The sequence below is a fragment of the Citrobacter sp. C13 genome, from assembly GCF_014596815.2.
GTDB lineage: Bacteria > Pseudomonadota > Gammaproteobacteria > Enterobacterales > Enterobacteriaceae > Citrobacter > Citrobacter portucalensis.
Genome location: NZ_CP115024.1, coordinates 4156861 through 4180069 on the forward strand (window position 1 = coordinate 4156861; position 23209 = coordinate 4180069).

Annotated in this window: 18 protein-coding genes; 6 read left to right on the top strand and 12 right to left on the bottom strand. The window is 54.2% G+C overall.

Translation table 11 applies throughout. The annotated features are described in order from the left end of the window. Positions 1–39: 39 nt before the first annotated feature. The 4 genes from IB222_RS19870 to dld form a co-directional block, all read right to left on the bottom strand. The gene (locus IB222_RS19870; protein WP_003830091.1) at positions 40–735 is read right to left on the bottom strand and encodes a lactate utilization protein C; all 696 of its coding nucleotides are present in this window, start codon (positions 733–735) and stop codon (positions 40–42) included. Next, positions 728–2155: a LutB/LldF family L-lactate oxidation iron-sulfur protein gene (locus IB222_RS19875; protein ID WP_003830092.1), complete on the bottom strand. Its 1428-nt coding sequence runs from the start codon at positions 2153–2155 to the stop codon at positions 728–730. The genes IB222_RS19870 and IB222_RS19875 overlap by 8 nt, the downstream gene beginning before the upstream one ends. A gap of 10 nt (positions 2156–2165) precedes the next feature. Further along, entirely contained in the window at positions 2166–2885 is a 720-nt protein-coding gene (locus IB222_RS19880) for a (Fe-S)-binding protein (RefSeq protein WP_001102107.1), read from the bottom strand. Positions 2886–2959: 74 nt separating this feature from the next. After that, complete coding sequence (gene dld / locus IB222_RS19885; RefSeq protein ID WP_126319389.1) at positions 2960–4657, bottom strand: D-lactate dehydrogenase; 1698 nt, start codon at positions 4655–4657, stop codon at positions 2960–2962. 436 nt (positions 4658–5093) lie between these two features. Here dld and IB222_RS19890 point away from each other — a divergent pair, with 436 nt between their 5' ends. Next, on the top strand, positions 5094–6647 hold the full coding sequence (locus IB222_RS19890) for an L-lactate permease (protein WP_000545263.1): 1554 nt from the start codon (positions 5094–5096) through the stop codon (positions 6645–6647). A gap of 500 nt (positions 6648–7147) precedes the next feature. Here the strand turns inward: IB222_RS19890 and pdxY are convergent, their stop codons facing one another. From pdxY to IB222_RS19930, 8 genes are all read right to left on the bottom strand, one after another. After that, positions 7148–8005: a pyridoxal kinase PdxY gene (gene pdxY / locus IB222_RS19895; protein WP_003830096.1), complete on the bottom strand. Its 858-nt coding sequence runs from the start codon at positions 8003–8005 to the stop codon at positions 7148–7150. Positions 8006–8016: 11 nt separating this feature from the next. Then, positions 8017–9282 carry an aromatic amino acid transporter gene (locus tag IB222_RS19900; RefSeq protein WP_003830097.1) on the bottom strand — a complete coding sequence of 422 codons (1266 nt, stop codon included), beginning with the start codon at positions 9280–9282 and terminating at the stop codon, positions 8017–8019. Positions 9283–9471: 189 nt separating this feature from the next. Then, a complete protein-coding gene (locus tag IB222_RS19905) occupies positions 9472–10842 on the bottom strand; it encodes a tyrosine phenol-lyase (protein ID WP_016155590.1) in 1371 nt (456 codons plus the stop codon). Between the two features lie 810 nt (positions 10843–11652). Then, on the bottom strand, positions 11653–12663 hold the full coding sequence (locus IB222_RS19910) for an Ldh family oxidoreductase (RefSeq protein ID WP_149384500.1): 1011 nt from the start codon (positions 12661–12663) through the stop codon (positions 11653–11655). A gap of 11 nt (positions 12664–12674) precedes the next feature. Next, positions 12675–14276 carry an APC family permease gene (locus IB222_RS19915; protein ID WP_148362502.1) on the bottom strand — a complete coding sequence of 534 codons (1602 nt, stop codon included), beginning with the start codon at positions 14274–14276 and terminating at the stop codon, positions 12675–12677. Between the two features lie 11 nt (positions 14277–14287). Continuing rightward, a complete protein-coding gene (locus IB222_RS19920) occupies positions 14288–15895 on the bottom strand; it encodes an aldehyde dehydrogenase (NADP(+)) (protein WP_149384512.1) in 1608 nt (535 codons plus the stop codon). A gap of 14 nt (positions 15896–15909) precedes the next feature. After that, a complete protein-coding gene (locus tag IB222_RS19925; RefSeq protein ID WP_003830108.1) occupies positions 15910–16830 on the bottom strand; it encodes a dihydrodipicolinate synthase family protein in 921 nt (306 codons plus the stop codon). Between the two features lie 138 nt (positions 16831–16968). Next, on the bottom strand, positions 16969–17784 hold the full coding sequence (locus IB222_RS19930) for an AraC family transcriptional regulator (RefSeq protein WP_149384513.1): 816 nt from the start codon (positions 17782–17784) through the stop codon (positions 16969–16971). 308 nt (positions 17785–18092) lie between these two features. Here IB222_RS19930 and IB222_RS19935 point away from each other — a divergent pair, with 308 nt between their 5' ends. The 5 genes from IB222_RS19935 to IB222_RS19955 all read left to right on the top strand — a co-directional run bounded on the left by IB222_RS19935 (position 18093) and on the right by IB222_RS19955 (position 23002). Beyond that, positions 18093–19034 (top strand): 4-hydroxyproline epimerase, encoded by a 942-nt coding sequence (locus IB222_RS19935; protein ID WP_079937204.1) that lies wholly within the window; start codon positions 18093–18095, stop codon positions 19032–19034. Next, a complete protein-coding gene (locus tag IB222_RS19940) occupies positions 19031–20134 on the top strand; it encodes an FAD-binding oxidoreductase (RefSeq protein ID WP_149384501.1) in 1104 nt (367 codons plus the stop codon). Before IB222_RS19935 ends, IB222_RS19940 begins: the two co-directional genes overlap by 4 nt. Then, positions 20131–20385, top strand: coding sequence for a (2Fe-2S)-binding protein (locus tag IB222_RS19945; protein ID WP_003830118.1), 255 nt, complete (start codon positions 20131–20133; stop codon positions 20383–20385). Before IB222_RS19940 ends, IB222_RS19945 begins: the two co-directional genes overlap by 4 nt. Then, complete coding sequence (locus tag IB222_RS19950; RefSeq protein ID WP_149384502.1) at positions 20372–21628, top strand: FAD/NAD(P)-binding oxidoreductase; 1257 nt, start codon at positions 20372–20374, stop codon at positions 21626–21628. The genes IB222_RS19945 and IB222_RS19950 overlap by 14 nt, the downstream gene beginning before the upstream one ends. Positions 21629–22129: 501 nt before the next feature. Continuing rightward, complete coding sequence (locus tag IB222_RS19955; protein ID WP_148362507.1) at positions 22130–23002, top strand: phosphorothioated DNA-binding restriction endonuclease; 873 nt, start codon at positions 22130–22132, stop codon at positions 23000–23002. Positions 23003–23209 lie beyond the last annotated feature (207 nt).

Consider the following 23209-nt stretch of genomic DNA (forward strand, 5'->3'; position numbering starts at 1 on the left):
GCTCTGGCCTATAGCGCCAGAGCGGTTTTCCATCCTGCCTCAACAATCCTCAATAATCAGATACACCGCCTTCACCGGGCCATGTACCCCAACCACCTTGATAAGCTCAATATCCGCCGTCGAGCTGGGTCCACTGATGATATTAATGCACGATGGCATACGCTCACCGGCCTGTGCTTTCTGATGCAGTTTTTCTGCCAGCTGCGCCACGCGCGGCAGGATGGTGCTTTTACGCAGCACGAAAATCGAGGACTCCGGCAACAGGCTCAGGGAACGCCCGCGCTCCGGTGCGGAAAACAGCACCACGCCGCCGGACTCGGTCAGGCCATATTCGGCATACACTACGCCGACTTTCGCCTGCTCGGCCTGGGTAATATTTTCGCTACCACGCGCCGGATCCCAGACCACGGCGTTGCATTCCTGCTGCAAGCGTTCGGTGATACCCAGCTCCACCAGCCGGCTGTCGCCGCTCAGCACCACCGGCTGCTGACCCAATTCTTCGCACAGGCGTAACGCCGCGTCTGCGGCCAGGTCCTCGCGAGTCAGCTCGCAGCGAGCCAGCATCACTTCGCTGGCGAACTGGATGAACGCATCGCAGCGCTGCTGCGGGCTAAGTTCGGTCAGGCGCTCGTTGGCATAGTTGTTAACCGGCGCGGCATCCGCTTGCGGTTCGAAACGCAGCGGGCGACCCAGCGCCTGGGCGATGGTGTTTAAAAACGCGGTACGGTTATCCATTCTTTTTCTCCTGCGCCTGATGTTTTTTAAACCAGCTACGGAAGCTCTCGCCGTCAGCATCAGGCAGGTCGCGCGCCTCCATCCAGTCACCAATCGCGCCAACCTTGAGCGGGGTTTTGCCGCCATTGATAAACCAGCTCGCCGCATGCGCGCCCGCCATCATCCCCACTTTCCACAGCCCCGGATGGCTATTGGCATAAGCGAACATTTTGATCGCCCGTCGCTCAGCTTTCGGCGTAATGCCCTCCTCGGCCATCACCCGGCGATGACGCAGAATCAGTTTTGACAGAGGAATGCGCACCGGGCAGACGCTGTCACAGGCCGTGCATAAAGAACAGGCGTACGGCAGGTCTTTAAAATCTTTATAGCCGCCGAGCAGCGGAGAAATCACCGCGCCGATAGGTCCTGGATAGATAGAGCCATAGCCGTGTCCGCCGATGTGGCGGTATGCCGGACAGGTGTTCATACAGGCTCCGCAGCGGATGCAGCGCAGCACATCGCGAAACTCTGAGCCCAGCACCTGCGAGCGACCGTTATCGACAATCACCAGATGGAACTCTTCCGGTCCGTCAACGTTATCCGCCTCGCGCGGGCCGGTCAGCCAGGTGTTGTAGCCCGTCAGACGTGCACCCACGGCGCTGCGCGCCAGCATGGTGATCAGCACATCCACCTCGGCAAAGGTCGGCGCGATACGCTCCATGCCCATCACCGCAATATGCGTTTTCGGCAGTGTGGTGCACATGCGCGCGTTGCCTTCGTTGGTCACCAGGCACACCGAGCCGGTTTCCGCCACGGCAAAGTTACAGCCCGTAATACCGATTTCGGCACTGAGGAAATCCTCACGGATCTTCTGACGAATGAACAAGGTCATGGCTTCCGGGGTTTCCGGGCCGTCGTACCCCAAGCGCTCATTCAGCACGCGTCGGATCTGATAGCGATCTTTATGAATCGCCGGGACCACGACGTGCGAAGGCGGATCCTGATCCAGTTGCAGGATATATTCCCCGAGATCGGTTTCGATCACCTGGATTCCGGCGTCCTGCAGCACATGGTTGACGCCGATCTCTTCGGTCACCATCGACTTGGACTTCACCACCTTCTGCGCATTTTTACTTTGCGCAACCTGCAAAATGTAGCGAGTGGCATCTTCTTTGGTTTTGGCGAAATAGACGTGCCCGCCGTTTTCCGTCACTTTCTCGGAGAGTTGATACAGGTAAGCGTCGAGGTTGCTCAGAACGTGATCGCGGATCTGGCTGGCACGATCGCGCCAGTCTTCCCAGTGGCCTAACTCATCGACCATTTTTTGCCGATTTGCGCCGATACGCTCCTGCGCATTAGCCACGGCTTTGCGCATGATCGGATCTTCTATCTGCTGACGAATGCGCAGTTTAAATTCTACATCGCTGGTTTTTATCGACATCTCTTTCCCCTCAGCGGCTCATCAGCACTTCAGCAATATGCATCACTTTGACCGGCTGGCCTTCCCGTTGCAGTCGGCCGCCAATGTTCAGCAGGCAGCTGACGTCTGCGCCAATCAAATATTCCGGCTTTGCATCCATCAGATGTAAGACTTTCTCTTTCACCATCTCACCGGATATTTCGGCCATCTTGACCGAGAACGTTCCGCCAAAGCCGCAGCAGGTGTCCTGATCGGCAAACGTCAGCAGCTCCAGTCCGCGCACGTTTTTCAGCAGCGTGAGCGGCTCTTCCTTCACCCCCAGTTTGCGGGTCAGGCTACAGGAAGGATGATACACAGCGCGCCCCTGCAGGCTGGCGCCAACGTCCACCACGCCCAGTTTGTTGACGATAAAGGAGGTGAGATCCTGCATACGCGCGGAAACTTTCTCAGCACGTAGCGCCCATTCCGGTTCATCGGCCAGATACGTCGGGTAGCTTTTTACCGCGTAGGTGCAGGAGCCCGCAGGGGAGATAATCGGATCGTCGTTGTCTTCCAGCGCGGCGATCAGGTTTTTCATCCCAGGGATCGCCTCTTTGATGTAACCGCTGTTGATGGCTGGCTGACCGCAACACCCTTGCTTCTCGGGGAAATTCACGCGACAACCCAGTTTTTCCAGCAGCAATACGGAGTCTCGTGCCATCCGTGATTTCAGTGCGTCACCAATGCAGGTAACAAAGAAATTTACATTCACAATAACTACTCCATTGCTTCATTTCTGTTTATTGCGCTTGATATCGCGATATCAAACAAATGTTCATTCATATTTCATGCCCAGTTTTTCTGTTTACTGGTTTTACCAATGCCTGGGTTCATAGTGTTGGTCGGATCATTCTCCTGATAAAAACGCGCCAAATTTTCCGGCGCTTTATACAGATGACCGACATTGTGTTCCGCCGGATATTGCGCTCCGCGTTGGCGCAGTAATTCCAGCATCTGTTCTTTTAACGCGTGGGCATCTACGCCTTTTTTAACGATATAATCCTGATGGAAGACATAGCACATAAAATGACCGTAATAGAGTTTATGCACCAACTGACTATCAATTTCTGCCGGTAAATGCTCATACCATTCGGTATCATTACGGCGTAATGCAATATCCAGCGCGAGAATATCCTCAACCTCATCGGAATGAACGGCCTGATAACGAATGGCAGCGCCCGCAGCGGCAAAACGATGCAGAAACGCCTTACTGCCCTCTTCCGCGGTACAGGTAAAGAACGCGCCCTCGGCCGATTTAAAATAGTCCGTTAACCATGCCTGGGCTTCGGCCACACCATCGCCTGACATTTTCAGCATTAGATGGTGTTCATAGTTATCGCGCCAGGTCTTCATCCGCGCCGGGAGATGGCTCGGGAACAGATGGCTAAAAGCCTGCATAGCGCGGTCGGTAAAGTGCGGACGAAAAATCTTCACCTTCTCAAGTATGGCCTCGGTACGCCCCTTCAGGTTGAAGAAGAACGGCATTTTGTCCGTACCAAGTTTGTCGATCATCAGGAAGGTATCTTTGCTGTATTTCTCTGCAATATCATAGATATCGCGGTGCATATACTCCCCAGCTACCGGCAGGTTTGTAAAATTCGCCAGGATGTGGCGGCGAATCTCGGTCAGGACATCAGTCTGATTGGTACCGATATAAAAGACCTGCTGGTTCTTCTCGGCTTCAAAGGTATCCAGACGTACGGCAAACACCGCTAACTTGCCCGCGCAGCCAGAGGATTCAAACAAGCGATCCGGGTCAGCGTTGTAACGTGCTGGCGTGTCGGCATTGATGTCCCGCACGCGGCTAACATAGTCGTGATCGTGCGCGTGACGCCCGTCATGGTTGACGAGCGCGGCTTCAATCGCATTGTTATCCAGCCGGGCAAGGATTTGCTCTGGCGTCTGACCTAGCTCAATGCCAAGGTGATTGACCAGCTGCAAGCGTCCCTGTTCATCAATGCGGGCAAACAGCGACATCTCGGTGTAAGCCGGGCCTCGCTGGACCAGAGAACCGCCCGAGTTATTACAGATACCGCCGATAACCGACGCGCCGATGCACGAAGAGCCGATCACCGAATGCGGCTCACGGCCAAACGGCTTCAGCGCCTTTTCCAGCGAGTACAGCGTGGTGCCCGGATAAGCCAGCACCTGCTTGCCCTCATCCAGCACATGCAGACTGTCCAGCCGCAGCGTGCTGATAATGACGATCTCGCGGTCGTAGTCATTACCATTTGGCGTCGAACCCTCGGTCAGGCCTGTGTTCGACGCCTGCATCAGGATTATTTTATCGGCCTCAACGCAGGCGCTGAGGACTTTCCAGAGTTCAAGCAAAGAGCCGGGGATAACCACCGCCAGAGCATCACCCTGACCCGAGCGGAATCCCTTACGGTAACGCGCAGTTTTTGACGGTTCGGTGAGGATATGAGCAGGGCCAACCAATTGGGTAAGAGTCGTCAAAAAGGTCTTATTATCAGTATGTTTCATGGAGGGCGGCTCTCCGCTCCTTATATCAGGGCCAGTGAAAATGGCTATAAGTTCATTTGTATGACAAAACAGAATATTCCCTCAATCAATATCCACATGCAATACCCCATTTTATTTCTTTCGGTACCGCTCACATTTTTTTAATGAAATTATCACCGCCATATAATTCATACCTCGCCCTTTGAGGGGATGCCAAAACACTTATTTCATTTATTGCAAAGATCATCCCATACCTATTAATGATTAACTCTAATGGGTGTTGTAATATTTAGTGGTTATTCATATTTAATAAAAAAATAACATTATTTATACAATTATTAACCTTTATAACTTTATTTCACTGAAGCGATTCAGTTTGCATTTTTTATTTTATTATTCAGGTAGCTTCCTTCCCCCTAAATATAGTTCAGTCTAAAAAAGTAAATCGGGAATTGTAATGCACGAATATTTAATGTTTGCTCTGGCACTCTCTCCTTTGCTGCTGATGGTATTTTTAATACTGAAATTAAAAATGCCCATCCATTATTCCGTACTGATCTCTTTGGTATTCACCGCTGCACTATCGGCAATATTCTGGGAAATGCCCGTACAAAATCTGAAAGCCGCGATAGGGTATGGCGCACTGAAGGGACTATGGCCGATCGTGATTGTGATCCTCGGCGCTATTTTCAGTTATAACGTCATGCAGGCGACCAAAGCGCTGGATATTTTGCGCGATATTCTCGCCAGCATTAGCGAAGATAAGCGTATTCAGGTGCTGCTGATTTCATGGTGTTTTGGTGGATTTCTTGAAGCCGCAGCGGGCTATGGCACGGCGGTCGCTATTCCGATCGGCATTCTCATTGCGCTGGGATTCAACCCGTTGAAGGCGGCGATTGCCTCTCTCGTGGCAAATACAGTTCCTACCGCATTCGGCGCGGTCGGGATCCCGGTTTCTATTCTGGCTGAACAGGTTAATCTGCCGGTTTATACCTTAGGCGGAACCATTATTTTGCAGCTCGCGTTGTTTAATATCCTGCTGCCGTTTGTGATTGTCTGCATTATTGGCGGTGGCCTGAAAGCCATTCGCGGCGTATTTCTGATCACGTTGATTTGCGGCATTTCCACGCTGATTCCGCAATATTTTGTCGCCATCCATCTTGGCGCGGAATTACCCGCTTTTGCCGGTAGCCTGGTCAGCCTGTTTGCCGTGGCGATGGTCAGTCGCCTGCGCAAAGGGAAAACCGATCCAGAGTGGCGCATTGAGGTCAGCCATACCCGCGAAACCACGCCGCGCTCGGCAAAAGTGCTGTTCCGCGTGGGCTCTATCTATCTGTTTATTTTTGTGTTTATCCTGCTGTGTTCGCCGCTGTTCCCGACAATAAAAGGTGCGGCGTCCCAACTGGCTTCTGTGCTGCATTTCACGTTGGCTGACGGCAAAACGATGGCACTGAAAGTTGAATGGGTGACCACACCAGGGATGCTGATTATCTTTGCGACCATTATCGGCGGTTTTATTCAGGGAGCGTCCGCACGCGGGATGCTGGAAGTATTTATCAAAACGATTTTCCAGCTTAAAAACTCTATCGTGGCAATTATGGCGATCGTCGCGCTGGCCACGGTGATGGATCTCAGCGGGATTATCTCCACGCTGGCGCAGTCGATTGTCGATCTGACCGGCAGCTCGTACGTCTTCCTCGCCCCGGTGATTGGCGCGCTGGGCACGTTCGTTACCGGCAGCGATACCAACTCGAACATTCTGTTCGGCAAGCTGCAAACCATAGCTGCCAGCAAGTTACATATCGATCCCAACTGGCTGGCGGCGGCCAATACCTCTGGCGCTACGGGGGGCAAAATGATTTCGCCGCAAAGCATCGCCATCGCGGTTTCTGCCACCAAAATGGACGGTCAGGCCAATCAGATCATGTCTGGCACCATGAAATACTGCTGTGCCTACATTGTGATCCTCGGCCTGAAAGTCGGTCTCTTTTATTACTGGTTTATGGCGTAAGCCATTGTCAACCCCGTCAAATTCGCGGCAATCGTATTTGACGACACAGTGACCAAAAAGGTTTACACCACCCCAGAAACGGAACAAGGCGACAGGCTTTACGATTTGTCGGCGCTGACTAAAATAGCGCCGATGTTTCAAATCGAGGATTGTTGTTATGTTGTTCTGGAAAAAGATGGTGAAGAAGTTCGACGCCTTTTCCGCGTTGATTCCACCACGCTACTTCCGCGTGTAATACCTGGCACTTATGCCTGATGGCGCTTCGCTTATCAGGCCTATATTTCACACTCATTTGTAGGCCTGCGTTTCACGCTCATTTGTAGGCCGGATAAGGCGCGAGCCGCATCCGGCAGCAACAGCAGCGTAAAATACTCACCCCTTCCTCTTACGCAGACCGCATGCTCTTAACACCGCCACCCACAGACGAAGCCACGCGAAACGGTAGACCAGCGGATGCTGAAGCCGCAGCAATGTCAGAAACATAAAGCCTCCCTGCGGCGCTACAGTACCGCTGCCCGATAGCGAATTTGCGGATCCATTATCTGGTGACGCGCATCTATCAGCCGCAGTTCATACGAATCATGCTCTTTTGTCAGTCGCATCACCGCATCGACGACACTGGTGGTCCGCTCCAGCGCCTGCTTATCCTCATAACCATTGAGCAGTGAGGCCAGCATCACGCTGCAAATCAGATCCCCAACGCCCACCGGCATTTTGGCAAAGGTATACAGCGGCCGGGCAATGTGTAACATCTGTTCCGGCGTCACCAGCAGCATTTCAAACGACTGTTTGTCCCGTGAGCAGTCGCCGAGATGCTTCACCAGCACCTTTTTCACCCCCCATGCCACCAGCTGTTGCGCAGCTTCCACCACCTCGTCAAAACCACGCAGTTGTCTGCCCGTCAGCACGCCCAGCTCATAGAGATTCGGTCCCATTATGTCGGCCAGTTGAATGGCATCATCGACAAAAAAGGACTCTACGCCCTGCGCGACAATGCAGCCTTTTTGCGGATCGCCCATCACCGGATCGCAAAAATAGAGCGCCTGCGGATTACGCTGACGAATGGTGGTGACCGCGTGCTTCACCTCTTCACAATGACGTTTATCTCCAAGATACCCGGACAGCACGGCATCGCATTGCGCCAGCTTTTGCAGGTCATCCAGCCCGCTGATGATGGCACTCAGCTCGCCGTGCGGCATCGCCATGCCCTGCCACATCCCGTACTGGGTGTGGTTGGAAAACTGTACGGTGTAAAACGGCCAGACATCGATCCCCGAAAGCTGCATCGGCAGCACAGCGGCTTTATTTCCGGCATAGCCATAAACGACTGACGACTGAACAGACAACACGTTTTTCATTTTGACTCCGTCTAACGAAACGTTGGCAGCAGACCAAATACGTCCAGAACAACCGTCAGATAGACAACCGCCCCACAGACAATCACCAGGTTAAGCACGGTGTTATTACAGGGCGCGGTATAGCTGGCGGTCGGAAAACGTTTCCGCGCGGCTTTCACCAGGAACGGCGGCAGGATCACGCTCCAGATGGTAAAGGCCAGACCGGCGTAGCCAATCGCGTGCACAAAACCGTTCGGGAAGAAGAAGCACACGGCGGCTGGCGGAAAGTAGGTCACCAGCGCGGTTTTCAGGCGGCCCATGCCGTCATCCGGGAAGTGAAACAGGTCGGCGATATAGTCGAACAAGCCAAGCGTCGCCGCCAGCAGAGAACTGGCTACTGCGAAGTTGCCGAAGAAGGTCAGGATCAGATCCATATACCGGCTGGTGAACAGCTCGCTGATGGCCTCGACAAACACATCGATATTGCCGCCTTTGGCGATAATTGGCGGGAACGCGGAACGGCTGATGTTACCCATCGTGACGCCCAGCCAGAAGATATACAGCAGCAGGGCAAACAGCGTACCGATGATAATCGAACGCGTGATATTCGGGACCCCACTCTTGCCATACAGCTTGACCAGGCTCGGCACGTTACCGTGAAAACCAAACGAGATAATACAGAACGGCAGCGTCATCAGAATGTAAGGCAGGTACTGTGAGTTGGGCAGCGCCACCGCCACACTGTCGACAAGTTTCGCCACTTCAATATGACCAACCAGCCCGGAGAAAGTAGCAAAGAACGCGATAAACTTACCGATAATCAACACGGTAGTGATGCGTCCGACCAGCAATGAGCTGTACCAGGCAATTGCGCCGACCAGCATACTGACGATCACCACCGAGATATTCGCCGGAAAGCGCACGCCGCTGTATTTGAACACGGTTTGCGCCATCACCGCTGACGATCCGGAAATATAGGCATAGGTCAGAATATACAGCACAAAGCCGAAAGCGATACCGACAACGATATTCCACTTACGGCCTAATAAATCCTGAGTAAAAGTATTAAAACTGGCACCAGCACCATAATGCAGGTTGACTTCAACCAGCATCAGACCGGTTAATAACATCATGATGGCGATAAACAGAAGAATAACAGACGCACCGGGGAACCATACGCCGGCCATCGCAATCGGCAGGGAGAACATCCCGCCACCTACTACGGTCGCGATAACCAACATGGTTCCGCTAATCAGTCCGGGGGTACTACTCTGTCGCTCAATGGCATTAATATCCATGATAAATGTTCCTGTAGACTATTCGTTATAATTACAGCTGTCATTTGTACATCATGCGGATAATAAAAATGTCGGAGTCAGGGTTTACTTTTTTTAGTTATGTCACGGTAACGGGCACCGCAAAGGCTTCCTGTTCATGGAAAAGGAATACAAAAAAGCCCCATCACGTGATGGGGCCATAACTATTTTTTAGATGTAATCAAAGCGTGCAGTAAAGAAACGCAACTGCTTCGGCTCGTAAATAAACTTCAGCCCGCGAATATCTTCTTTGTGCTGGTAAAGTTTAATAATACCGTCAGCCACGACATCCATATGTGCGTAGGTATAAACACGGCGTGGAATAGTCAGACGCACGGTTTCCAGTTTCGGTCTGTGGTGTTCACCGGTCACGTTATTACGGCCCGCAGAGATAATTCCGCGTTCCATACTACGTACGCCGGTTTCCACATAGATGCTGGCGGCCAGACTTTGTGCCGGGAACTCATCTTGCGTGAGGTGCTCGCAGAAGCGACGCGCATCGAGGAATACCGCGTGACCACCCACCGGTTCAACAATCGGTACGCCAGCGGCTTTCAGCTTATCGCCCAGGTAGCGAACCTGCTTCACGCGGTGCTCGATGTACTCGTACTGCATGGCTTCACGCAGGCCAATCGCCATGGCTTCCATGTCGCGTCCGGCCAGACCGCCGTAAGATGGCATCCCTTCGTACACCACGACTAACTCTTTGGCAGAAGAGAACATTTCGTCATCGTTCATGCACAGGAAGCCGCCGATGTTCACCAGACAGTCTTTTTTACCACTCATGGTACAACCGTCGGCGTAGCTGAACATCTCATGCACGATCTCGGCGATGCTCTTGTTCTCAAAACCCTGCTCTTGCTCTTTGATAAAGTAGGCGTTTTCCACGCAGCGGGTAGCGTCGTAGAACACTTTAATGCCGTGTGCTGCCGTCAGTTCACGCACCGCACGCATGTTCGCCATCGAGACCGGCTGGCCGCCCGCGAGGTTAACCGTCACTGCCAGGCAAATATACGCAATATTCTCTGCGCCTTTTTCATCAATCAGCTTTTGTAATTTTTTAAGATCGATATCACCTTTAAACGCAATATTCAGACCGGCATCGTGCGCTTCGTCACGAACGATATCGACAAACACCGCACCATTTTTTTCCTGGTGATAACGGGTGGTAGTGAAATACATATTACCAGCAACATATTGCCCTGGTTTAATAGCCAGTTGTGATAATAAGTTTTCTGCGCCGCGGCCCTGGTGAGTCGGAACAATATGTTTAAAGCCGAACAATTCCTGCACGGTTCTTTCCAGATGATAGAAGTTTTCGCTGCCCGCGTACGCTTCATCACCCATCATCATTCCGGCCCACTGCTTGTCGCTCATTGCGTTGGTGCCACTGTCGGTCAGCAGGTCAATATAAATATCTTTCGAATTTAACAGGAAAGTATTGTAACCCGCTTCCTGCATTTTCTTAAGGCGCTCATCACGCGGGATCATAGATACAGTTTCAACGCTTTTAATACGGAAGGGTTCTGCCGGATAATTCATTTTGTTTCTCCAGTAACAGTGGTCATGTACGTATTAATGTGAAGTAAATCATACCTGGTTCATCAATAAAGCCTGATGAAATATTACTATTCGCCTCCTGAGCCAGGGGGAGAAATAATGTGGAGGCACTATGCAAGATTTGATTGATTATGGAAATAGCCCGGTCAACATTAATCACTGGCAATAATTTAAAAAGCTGTAAATGTGAGTGATGCAAATCACACGTCATTTTTTTACCCGTTCATATTCAACGAGTTTTTTTTGCGTGTTGATTTGCCCTTCACCGTTGCATGTCACTGGAGAGGGAAAATACTGAAAACTTAACTTTCCAGGCTGTTCTCATAATGTATTGCTCAATGAGTACACCCCAATTTGTGAGAGTCGGATCACTTCGCGGGTTTATATTTGTGATTCACATCACTAAAAGTGTAAAGCAAAGTGTACAATTAAGCGTTGTTTCAGAGTTTGCGATTTGCTTCAGTGAGTTAGATCGCATTTTTGGTCTGATGCCGACAGGCGTTGTTTTCTGGAGCGTGGGGATATTCAGGCGCGAGAAAGATAATGAATAAATACGATGAATAATACCGGATTTATTGGGATGAAGGCGTTTTCTATTTATTCCAAAAGCATGCTATTCGCGCTTATTTCATCTTATTTACATCTGGGCTTACCGAAGATCACTGGGGGAATTTACAGGGGTTTTATTAGCGCGATACGAAGGTGCGCCAACACCTGCGCATCGCTAATCACAGTAACTATTCATATAAACGTATAACAGGAGGGACATCATCCCTCCTGTTCTCGCGATAATTATTTCACTAACGCGGATATATCCTTGAACAGCGAATGGGTTATTTCTACACCGTCACGAGTTGTACGCATACGGGAATGATAGCGACGCTCGCCCGGCAAACGCGCTCCTTGCCGCTGCATATCGGCAAAGAGTCTCTCGGCACGTGCCAGATGCTGCGGAGCCTCCCGTCCCAGAAAACGGGCCGGGTCCAGGGCCAGAATCAGCTCGCCACCATAGGGCAACCCGCCAGCCCCCTTATCCCACGCCAGCGATTCCGCGCTGGTCATATCGCCGATGAGCGGTCCGGCAAGCAGTTCCACCATTGCCGCCAGTGCCGACCCTTTATGCCCGCCAAACGTCAACATCGCACCGTCGAGGATCGCCTGCGCGTCGGTGGTGGCCTGACCGTCACCGTCAATCCCCCACCCTTCCGGCACCGCTTTTCCCGCCCGTTGATGGAGTTGGATCTCTCCCCGTGCCGCCGCACTGGTGGCCATGTCGAAGATAAACGGGGATTTTTCTTCACGCGGCCAGCCAAATGCTATCGGGTTAGTGCCAAAAAGCGGCTGCGTCCCGCCTGCGGGAGCAACCCACGCATGGCTGGGCGTCGTCGCCAGCGCCACCAGCCCCGCCTCCGTGAGCGGCTCAACGTCGGCAAACAGCGCCGAAAAGTGCACACAGCGGTTAATCGCCAGGGCTGCAATACCGCTGTGGCGCGCCTTTTCTATCAGCAGTGGAAGCGCGCGCTCGAATGCCAGCAGGGAAAATGCCCCACCGGCGTCCACCTTCACAATGGCCGGCGCGGTATCGGTGATAACCGGCTCAGCGTCAGGTGACACCTTTCCTTTACGTCGCGTCTCCACAATCCCCAGCAACCGCCACAAACCATGCGAGGCACAGCCATCACGCTCACCGTGGGTCACGTTTGTCGCGACCACCACGGCATGCGCTTCACTGAATCCGTTCCCGCGCAGCACCTTATATGCCAGCGCATAAGCCTCTGTTAACGAGAGGTTTACCATCTCCATGACCGACTCCTTTACTCTTCTTCATCACCAGTAAAGTTAGCCTGCGGCAGACAGGTTCGCTCACCCCAGTAGTAAATTCCCAGCGACATCACCGCTACCACCACCGTATCCCACGGATGACCAATCACCCCTGAGCCCCCAAAACTACCCAGCCAGGAGAAGAGCATAATCAGCGCGTAGAAGGCGATAAGCCACAGAGACGACTTCACCTGCTGTGCCAGACTCACGGTGTGCACCGGCACTTTTGATTTGCAAAGCACATAGACGACAAACATCACAATCTGCAGCCCCAGCAGCCATGACAGCGTCCCCCAGCCAGACCAGAATACAATCAGCGCCGAAATCACAAACGACACCGGACCGATAATCCCGAAGGCACGCACGCGGAATGGGCGCGGCAAATCCGGTGCATTACGCCGTAGCCCCGCCGCCGTGACCGGGGCAATGGCGTAGCTCAGTACCAGCGCCGCCGACACCACGCTTATCAGCTGCTCCCATGACGGGAACGGCAATGTCCAAAAGATAGACAATGCAAAGGTCAGCCACAGCGCCGGACGGGGAATGCCAGACTCTTTATCGATGTGGGTAAACGTCTTAAAGAAGGTGCCTGCTTTCGCCCAGCCATAAATCACGCGCGGCGTGGCGTTCATGTAGATATTGCCGGTACCACTTGGGGAGACAATCGCGTCGCACACTACCATAAACGCCAGCCAGCCCATACCGAGCGTAATGGCGATATCCCGGTACGGCAGCGAAAATTGCTTGCTGATCTCTGCCCAGCCGCCACCCAGCATATCGGTCGGAATACTGCCAAGAAATGCCAACTGCAACAGCACATAAATAATCGTCGACAGCACCACGGATAAAATCAGCGCCACCGGGATGGTACGCTGTGGATTCTTTACTTCACTCGCCACAGAAATAATTGGCGTCAACCCCAGGTAGGCGAAGATGATCCCACCGGCGCTAATCGCAGCCTCAACGCCCGACATACCAAAGGGTGCAATCCCCTGAACGTGCAGGTTCTCAGGTTTGAAAAAGGTAAATAGCGTCACAACGACCGCTAACGGCACCAAAAATTTCAGAATACTGATGATGTTATTGGAACGGGCAAACGTTTTAACGCTGTAGTAATTCAGCCCGAAGAACAAACACAGCAGCAAAAACTGCACTACCCATCCCAGCAACGTTGGGTCGCTTGAACCAGTTTGAGTCAGCATCGGGAACCATGCTGCCGCATACTGCCGTGCAGCAACAATCTCTATGGAGATGAGGCTTGAAAACGCAATCAGCGTAATAAATCCAAGCAGATACCCCATCAACTCACCGTGGGAAAAGACCGGATAACGGATAATCCCCCCGGCACGAGGCAGTGCCGCGCCCAGCTCACAATAGACAATCCCCAACAGCAAAACGGCAATTCCGCCGATGACCCACGAGGCAATGCCCGCAGGTCCGGCAATCGATGCCACATGGCTTGCGGCAAACAGCCAGCCGGAACCGAAGATAGCCCCAAGCCCAATAAACGTCAGGTCGGTTAGCGTTAGCTGCTTTTTAAATTTACCCACCTCAGCAACGCGGGCCTGTGTTTGGTGCGTAGAGTGAATCGTCATGGTCATGCCCTTCAGTCAACAGAGGGGGAAATGGCTTCCCGGGTCCACTGCCCGTTAATCAGGCGCAGCAGGTTCAGAGGGTTGTCATCCTGGACAGCAGGCGGAAGCAGCGCGGCAGGCACATTTTGCAGGCATACCGGGCGTAAAAAACGGTCGATGGATTGCGTCCCTACCGAGGTACCGCGAGCATCGGTGGTGGCAGGCCACGGACCACCGTGCACCATGGCATCACAGACCTCAACGCCGGTCGGATAACCGTTAAACAAAACGCGTCCCGCTTTTTCAGTGAGGGCTGGCAGTAGGCGCTGTGCCAGCGGCCCATCATCAGATTCGGCGTGCACAGTAGCCGTCAGTTGGCCCGGAATCACGCGCAAAATGGACTGCAACTCCGCCTCATCGGCCACCTCGACCAACACCGCCAGCGGGCCAAACACTTCCTGCTGTAGCAGTGGATCCTGTGCCAGCAGCAGCGAAGCCGGAGCCCGATACAACCGGGCCTGCGCACGGCCGATGACCGATTCATCAGACCCTGCCAAACGCTGAATATGCGGATGTGCCTCAAGCGCGCTGACACCCTCTTCATAATGGGCAAGCGTCGGGGCATTCAGCATGATCTGTGCCGGTGCCAGGTCAACCGCGACCTTCAGTGCCTGCGTGAAGCGGGACATACCCTCGCCGCGTAAGACAAGGATCAGCCCCGGCTTGGTACAAAACTGTCCACATCCCAGAGTGAAAGAGGACACCAGCTCATTGGCCAGCATTTCTGCCCGCGTGGCGACGGCCTGCGGCAGAATAATCAGCGGGTTAATGGCCGACATTTCCGCAAAGACGGGGATCGGCTGCGGACGCTGCTGCGCCAGCTGCCAGAGCGCCTTACCGCCGCGCAGCGAACCGGTAAAACCCACCGCCTGAATCGCCGGATGGCGAACCAGATCCGCGCCAATATCGGTGCCGAAAATCATGTTAAAAACGCCCGCAGGCAGGCCAGATGCCGCGACCGCACGCACAATCGCCTGGGCAGTCAATTCCGCCGTCGCCATATGTCCGGGATGGGCTTTCACCACCACCGGACAACCCGCCGCCAGCGCGGATGCGGTATCGCCTCCTGCCGTAGAAAAGGCCAGCGGAAAATTGCTGGCCCCGAACACCGCCACCGGGCCAAGCGCGGTCAGATACTGACGCAGATCCGGACGCGGCAGGGGCTGGCGGTCAGGGAGTGCGGTATCAATACGTACGCCAAAGGCATCGCCCCGACGCAGCACCCCGGCAAACATGCGCAGCTGATTACTGGTACGGGTGCGCTCTCCCTGTAACCGCGCCAGCGGTAGTGCCGTTTCCTGGTGGGCTATGGCGAAAAAATCCTCGCCGAGCAAATCCAGCTCGTCGGCAAGGGTGTCGAGAAAGCGGGCACGCACGTCCGGCGCAGTCTGTGAATAGACAGGAAACGCCTGGTCAGCCGCCTCCGCCGCGGCGGCGGCCTCCTCACGAGAGGCCGGGTAAAAATGGTATCCGGTCAGCTTGCCGTCAGCGGCACGCAGGCTTGGCAGCGTCGCCTCACCGCTTGCCACGCGACGTCCGGCGATAAACTGCTGACCCGAAACAGAGAGAGGTAGCGTCATCATCACTCCTTTACTTAAAGGCCGACATCCGGCAGCTGTGGACGGGTCGCCAGCGCCTTCTCAACAATCGCCACCACTTGCGCACGGGTATCCCCTTCCAGCGCCAGACGCGGTGGACGGGTAATGGCGCTGCCGCGCCCCAGCAATTCTTCACAGAGCTTGATGCACTGCACCAGATCCGGGCGCGCATCCAGATGCAGCAACGGCATAAACCAGCGGTAAAGCGCCATCGCCTCCTCATAACGCTGTTGTTTCGCCAGGCGGAACAACGTCTCCCCTTCTCGCGGGAAGGCGTTCGACATTCCGGAGATCCAGCCTTCCGCCCCAACGGCAATGCTCTCAACCACCACATCATCCAGCCCAGCGAACAGCACAAAGCGGTCGCCAACGGAGTTGCGTAAGTCGATAAAACGGCGGGTATCGCCGGAGGAGTCTTTGAAGCAGACGATGTTGTCGCAGTCGGCCAGCGTCGCCAGGATGTCCGGCGTCACGTCGTTTTTGTAAATCGGCGGGTTGTTGTACACCATGATAGGCAGGTCGGTAGCCGTAGCCACACTGCGGAAGTGGGCCGCTGTTTCATGCGGTTTTGAGGAATACACCAGCGCAGGCATCACCATAATACCGTCGACGCCCACGCGCTCTGCCTCTTTCGCCATCTTCTGTGCAAACGCGGTGGTGAATTCGGCCACCCCCGCAATGACCGGGATCTGACCGCCCGCTGCATCTTTCGCTACTTCGATAATCTGCAGCTTTTCCTGCGTGGTCAGAGAGGTGTTCTCCCCCACGCTGCCGCACACCACCAGGCCAGAAACACCATCCTTGACCAGGTTTTTCATCACCGTATGGGTGGCATCCAGATCCAGGGAATAATCGCTACGAAACTGGGTGCTGACTGCCGGGAATACACCGCTCCAGTGAATGGCTTTCTTGCTCATGTTCGGTTCCTTGTCGTCAATTTGTTAATTGAAAGTGAATGAATGGTGAATATTCACTGACAGATTGACGTTTCAGGCGACCGACTGCTTGGTGGTTTTCTTCCTCTTTGATGACGAAATTAGCACAGTGAGTGTGTCTTACCCGGCAAGCGTAATGCGAAAATCACGCGGCGTAGAGCCCGTCATCGCCTTAAACTGGCGGCTAAACGCGCTGTGATCGGTATAACCGCACTGCAACGCAATATCGGTAATCGGCGTATCGCCCGCCAGCAGTTCGGTGGCTTTTTCCAGCCGAACTTTGTGGATCATCTGGCGCGGAGTGAGATGAAAAATACGCTTACAGTAGCGCTCAATTTGCGCCACCGACATGCCGCTCAGGGAGGTTAGTTCTTCCATCGCGATGGGACGGTGATAATGGTTGCGGATATGATCGTCGACGATCGCCAGCCGCTGCCACGCCGGGTGACGCGCCTGCGCTTCCTGCAGATCGTGTGAAATCCCCGCCATACCGATGACCTGGCCCTGCGCATCACGCAGCGCCAGCTTCTGGGTCAAACACCAGCCGCGTTCACGACCGTTGTAGAGATGCATTTCCAGCTGATCGCGCAGCGTTACCCCTTCGCGCAGCACCCGCATATCCTGCTCGGTATAGCCCAGCCCAAGCGCTGAAGGGAAAACATCGGCAGAGGTTTTACCCAGCAGAGAAACCACCGTCTTAAACCCGCAGCGTCGTGCCAGGGTCATATTGACCATCAAATAGCGGGCCTGCACATCTTTGATAAAAAAAACCACATTCGGAATGGCATTGAGCAGCGGCGCAATCAATGCCATCGCATGGAGCAACGTCTGGATATTGTCCGGACGCTGACGCGCCAACCCCTCACATATCTGGCTAAGTTCAGCCACTTCCGGCACCGGCGACGGGGCCCGCACATCATTAATCACACAGGACATCATGCTTCCTCCCGATTAGTGACCTGAATATTTATTAACTTTTTGTTAACCGAGCAAGCATCCTTACTGCGTTTTGCGATCCTGCCGTAGATTTATAACTTCACCTTTTCCAGCCACTGGCGCGGTTGCCTTTTTTGGTTTACCACACCACTAACGAAATGATTAATAACAAATAAATATGATACCGACTTAACGATGACAGCGGCCATTATGCTGATTTCGTCATTTGCGGTGACGAAAGCGATCAAGCCGGGACGCAAGGCTTGCGTCAGCATTTAGCAACAAAATATTAACTTTCCGGAGATCCTATGACAGCGCAGTACAGTGAACTGAGAGTGATTGATTCTCACACCGGCGGTGAACCCACTCGCCTGGTCATCGACGGCTTTCCGGATCTGGGTACGGGGAGCATGAGCGAGCGTCGGGAGCGCTTTTCCCGCGACTACGACGACTGGCGTAAAGCCATTATTCTTGAGCCACGCGGTAACGACGTTCTGGTCGGTGCATTGCTCTGTGAACCGGTTTCGCCACAGGCCACGGCGGGAGTCATCTTCTTTAACAACTGCGGCTTTCTGAACATGTGCGGTCACGGCACCATCGGGCTGATTGCCTCGCTAGCATGGCTTGGGCGCATTCAACCCGGTAAACATCTGATTGAAACGCCGGTGGGCGATGTGACCGCCACGCTGCACGAAGACGGCAGCGTCTCGGTCGAAAACGTGCCGGCCTACCGCTGGCGTAAGCAGGTACAGGTTGAAACCGTCCACGGTACGGTAACGGGTGATATCGCCTGGGGCGGCAACTGGTTTTTCCTCGTCAACGATCATCCGTTCGCGGTCTCGCCGGAAAAGATCCCTGAATTGACGGAGTACGCATGGGCAATCCGTGAAGGGTTAGATCGTGCAGGCATCCGTGGCGAACATGACGGTATTATCGATCACATCGAACTGTTTGCAGAAGATGATCGCGCGGACAGCCGCAGCTTTGTACTCTGCCCCGGTAAAGCCTGGGATCGATCGCCCTGCGGCACCGGCACCAGCGCCAAACTGGCCTGTCTGGCAGAGGACGGAAAACTCAAATCCGGAGAATCCTGGCGGCAGGCGAGCATCATCGGCAGCGAATTTACGGCGCATTTCGTGCCGCATGGCGACAAGATCGTCCCGACGATCCGCGGAGAGGCATGGGTCTGTGGTGATAATAAGCTGATCCTCAATCCTGAAGATCCGTTCTGCTGGGGGATCTCGCTGTGATCGAAAGTGACATCATCGTTATCGGTGCCGGGATTATCGGGGCCGCCTGCGCCTGGCAACTGGCCGCTCGCGGGCAGCGAGTCACGCTGATTGATGACGGCAATGCGGGCGCGACGGCGGCGGGTATGGGCCACCTGGTGTGCATGGATGACGATCCTGCGGAGCTCGCACTCTCCGCCTGGTCTCTGGAGAGCTGGCGCAAACTGACGCCCCGGATGCCGGAAAGCTGTGCCTGGCGCGGATGCGGCACGCTGTGGCTGGCGGAAACGCCGCAAGAGCTTGCGCTGGCAGAAGAAAAGCAACAACGGATGGCACAATACCAGGTTGTCAGCGAAATGCAGACCCGCGATCGGCTTGCCGCACGCGAACCGCTGCTCACCGCCGGACTCGCTGGCGGACTGTGGGTCCCCGGCGACGGGATAATTTACGCCCCAAACGTCGCCCGCTGGTTTATTAACGATGCCGATTTAACGCACCTTCGGGATAGCGCCCTCTCTGTTGATGCCCCTTACGTTACCCTACACAGCGGTAAACGACTGCGCGCGCGCGCCATCGTCATCGCCAGCGGTCTGGGGGCCAATACGCTGCTGGGTGAAAACTGGCTCAGACCCAAAAAAGGCCAGTTGGCGATCACCGACCGCTACGGCCCCTTGCTCAGCCACCAGCTGGTAGAGTTGGGGTACGGTGCCAGCGCCCATGCAGGCGGCACCTCAGTGGCCTTTAACATTCAGCCACGCCCCACCGGACAGTTGCTGATTGGCTCCTCTCGCCAGTTTGATAACACCGACCGCGAGGTTGACCTCCCTCTGCTGGCACAGATGCTGGCGCGCGCGCGCCATTTTTTACCCTCTCTTGAGGCACTTAATATCATTCGTTGCTGGAGCGGTTTTCGCGCGGCATCGGCTGACGGCAACCCGCTGATTGGCCCACATCCTGCACGTCCGGGTATCTGGCTGGCGCTGGGGCATGAAGGACTGGGCGTCACAACCGCGCCAGCAACCGCCGAGTTACTTTGCGCCCAGATCCTTGGCGAGCGTCCGGCGGTGTCCCCGGATGCCTGGCTCCCCTCTCGCCTGCACAAGCAGGAGGCCATCGCATGACAACCCTGAAGGTAATTATCGACGGCCAGACCTGTGAGGTTCCCGTCGGAATGAGTATTGCAGCAGCACTGGCCCTGGTGGGCAACGGCGTGACCCGTCGTTCGGTGAGTGGTCAACTGCGCGCACCCTTCTGCGGAATGGGGGTGTGCCAGGAGTGCCGCGTCACGGTGAACGGACACCGGGTGCTGGCCTGCCAGACGGAATGCCAGCCCGAAATGGTGATTGAAAGGAGCCATCATGCAAAGCGTTGACGGTGAGATCCTGATCCTTGGCGCAGGGCCAGCCGGATTGTCGGCGGCACTGGCTGCCGCACGCTGTGGAAAATCAGTGATAATCCTTGATGATAACCCGCGCCCCGGCGGGCAAATCTGGCGCGACGGGCCGCAGGTCTCACTCCCCCGGGACGCCAGACGGCTTCGTCAGGCGGTAGCTGAACATCCCAACATCACACTGCTGAGCGGTGTCCGGCTAATTGCCCGCCCCACCCCACATTCCGTAGTCTTCGAAACCGCAGACGACTGCGGCGAAATCCGCTGGCAGCGGCTGATTTTATGCTGCGGCGCCAGAGAACTCTCGCTGCCTTTTCCCGGCTGGACACTACCCAATGTGACGGGGGCCGGAGGCCTGCAGGCGCAGATAAAACACGGCCTACAACTCAAGGGGGAACGCGTGGTCATTGCAGGCAGCGGTCCTCTTCTGCTGGCGGTCGCCAGTACGGTGAAACGCGCTGGCGGGAATATTGTCGCCATTATCGAACAGGCCCCGATAACCGCACTGGCCCGTTTCGCAACCGGGCTCTGGCGCTGGCCTGAAAAATTGCGTCAGTTCGGCGAGCTCTTTCCAGCCCGTTATCATCCGGCAAGCCAGGTCATCCAAGCGCAGGGTACTCCCTGTCTTCAGTCAGTGACCGTGCGCCACCAGGGACAAACCCGGGAGATCGTCTGCGACAGGCTGGCCATTGGCTATGGACTGGTACCGAATATAGAACCTGGCGCAATCTTTGGCTGCAAAACAGAAAATCAGGCTATTTGGGTCGATGCGGAGCAACGCACCAGCGTGCAGGATATCTATGCGGCAGGAGAATGCACGGGCTTTGGCGGCAGCGAGCTGGCGTTAGCCGAGGGAGAGATTGCTGGCTATGCCGCCGCAAATTGTCCGCAAAAGGCCCAAAGCGCCATCTCCGCGCGCGCCCGCTGGCAGCGTTTTGCCCAGGCGCTGCATACAACGTTTGCGCTGCCGGAGTCGCTAAAAGCCGCGACCACCGCAGATACGCTGCTCTGTCGTTGTGAGGATATTCGTTGTGGCGACGTGCAAAACGCAGAAAGCTGGCAGGCGGCAAAGCTCGCTTCACGCTGTGGAATGGGGGCTTGTCAGGGGAAAGTCTGCGCCACCAGCGCCCGCTGGCTGTACGGCTGGCCGCTGCCGCAGCCGCGCGAACCGCTCTCCCCTGCGCGTATCGACACGCTTATCCATCTAGCAAAACCTGAGGGGTGATGGTCAGGTATAAAGGCGCCCACTGGCGCCTTTATTGATGTGGTGTATCCGTAGACCATTTCGTCAAAGGGAATAATTTTATCTTCACCCATATCTATTTCACTCTGTGTTTTGGGAACCGAGCGTCCTATTTCTGCCAAACATTCAAAAATATAAAGGGAATGTAATGCATGTTTAAAATATGATAAACCCAACACTTCAAATTACCGATATTGCTTTTATTAACAAGCAGAAACCAGCATAACACCCCAGGAAATAACCTTTTCTTTCCATATGGTTAGAAAAAATAACACTTACTAAAGCAATGTTTATTTTTATAAAATACCCCCTATGAATAAGCTCGAATAACTTAAAAATAATATGGCGAAAAAAGTTTTTTAATTAATCTGCGAATTCGATAATGAATATTATTTTTAGTGTTGGCCGTAATAGGCACAGCAACGCTTGATTAAGTGATATTTTGCGAGCATCATCGCAATTATTTACCCGAAAATGAAATCAATGACTTCTAGTAAATCCCTGCAACAGGCAATTGCTGACATCACCATCTGGCGTAAAGGCGAACAACGCGCGCCGCACAAGCCCCTACTGCTGCTTCACGTGCTGGCGGGGTATCAGCAAGGCCATGACCGCCTGTTTGATTACGGTTCAGAAGTTCGCGACCCCTTGCATAGCCTGCTGGAGCGATTTGGACCACAGCGCGCGCAGTACCGCCCGGATATGCCCTTCTGGCGCTTACAGGGCGATGGATTCTGGGAGCTCCAAAACGCCGAGCATTGCTCAACATCCGGCAGCAGCAAACAGCCCCCCGCCGGAGAACTGGTGACGCATAACGTTGCAGGAGGTTTTGATGAACAGCATTTTGCCCTACTGAAAAAGAGCAAAAACCTCATTAACACCCTGGCACAGCAAATTCTCGAGGCTCACTTCACCGAAAGCATCCAGGAAGAGATCGCGGATGAACTGGGGTTTGATATCCTGCAAATCCGCAAGCAGCGGGACCCATTGTTCCGCCAGCAGGTTCTGCGTGCCTATAACTATGAATGCGCCATTTGTGGCTTCAATATGCGCCACGACAGCACTTCGGTTGCCCTGGAAGCCGCCCATATCAAATGGAAACAACACGGCGGCCCGTGTGAGATTTCAAACGGCCTGGCGCTGTGTGCAATCCACCATAAAGCATTTGATAAAGGTTCGATTGGGCTGGATGAGAGTATGCGAGTTCAGGTGTCACCCGCAGTAAATGGCAGCGGCATGGTGGGCAGACTATTCTGGGATTTCGACGGGAAGGAGATTGCTCTACCGATGATGCGCGAGAATTATCCAAAAGAAGGTTTTGTGGAGTGGCACAGGAAGGAGGTGTTTAGAGGGTGAGTGCGAAGGCCGGACTCGCACATTAAAATTAACCTCATGATTTAAATCATTTTAAAATAAACAAAAAACAGATATACCAACGTCGATACCAACACATTAATTCGTTGCTTTTGGGACTCGAATCGGGGCAAACACTCCCCTCCTCTAGCTGAATTCAGATTCCCCATAAAGAAGAGAGCACACTCCATCTGAAAGAGTAGTGCTCTA

What these genes read in the sequence shown, in the direction of transcription:
- IB222_RS19870 (WP_003830091.1), bottom strand. Translation starts at nt 735, where the DNA reads ATGGATAACCGTACCGCGTTTTTAAACACCATCGCCCAGGCGCTGGGT.
- IB222_RS19875 (WP_003830092.1), bottom strand. Translation starts at nt 2,155, where the DNA reads ATGTCGATAAAAACCAGCGATGTAGAATTTAAACTGCGCATTCGTCAG.
- dld (WP_126319389.1), bottom strand. Translation starts at nt 4,657, where the DNA reads ATGAAACATACTGATAATAAGACCTTTTTGACGACTCTTACCCAATTG.
- IB222_RS19890 (WP_000545263.1), top strand. Translation starts at nt 5,094, where the DNA reads ATGCACGAATATTTAATGTTTGCTCTGGCACTCTCTCCTTTGCTGCTG.
- pdxY (WP_003830096.1), bottom strand. Translation starts at nt 8,005, where the DNA reads ATGAAAAACGTGTTGTCTGTTCAGTCGTCAGTCGTTTATGGCTATGCC.
- IB222_RS19900 (WP_003830097.1), bottom strand. Translation starts at nt 9,282, where the DNA reads ATGGATATTAATGCCATTGAGCGACAGAGTAGTACCCCCGGACTGATT.
- IB222_RS19905 (WP_016155590.1), bottom strand. Translation starts at nt 10,842, where the DNA reads ATGAATTATCCGGCAGAACCCTTCCGTATTAAAAGCGTTGAAACTGTA.
- IB222_RS19910 (WP_149384500.1), bottom strand. Translation starts at nt 12,663, where the DNA reads ATGGAGATGGTAAACCTCTCGTTAACAGAGGCTTATGCGCTGGCATAT.
- IB222_RS19915 (WP_148362502.1), bottom strand. Translation starts at nt 14,276, where the DNA reads ATGACGATTCACTCTACGCACCAAACACAGGCCCGCGTTGCTGAGGTG.
- IB222_RS19920 (WP_149384512.1), bottom strand. Translation starts at nt 15,895, where the DNA reads ATGACGCTACCTCTCTCTGTTTCGGGTCAGCAGTTTATCGCCGGACGT.
- IB222_RS19925 (WP_003830108.1), bottom strand. Translation starts at nt 16,830, where the DNA reads ATGAGCAAGAAAGCCATTCACTGGAGCGGTGTATTCCCGGCAGTCAGC.
- IB222_RS19930 (WP_149384513.1), bottom strand. Translation starts at nt 17,784, where the DNA reads ATGTCCTGTGTGATTAATGATGTGCGGGCCCCGTCGCCGGTGCCGGAA.
- IB222_RS19935 (WP_079937204.1), top strand. Translation starts at nt 18,093, where the DNA reads ATGACAGCGCAGTACAGTGAACTGAGAGTGATTGATTCTCACACCGGC.
- IB222_RS19945 (WP_003830118.1), top strand. Translation starts at nt 20,131, where the DNA reads ATGACAACCCTGAAGGTAATTATCGACGGCCAGACCTGTGAGGTTCCC.
- IB222_RS19950 (WP_149384502.1), top strand. Translation starts at nt 20,372, where the DNA reads ATGCAAAGCGTTGACGGTGAGATCCTGATCCTTGGCGCAGGGCCAGCC.
- IB222_RS19955 (WP_148362507.1), top strand. Translation starts at nt 22,130, where the DNA reads ATGACTTCTAGTAAATCCCTGCAACAGGCAATTGCTGACATCACCATC.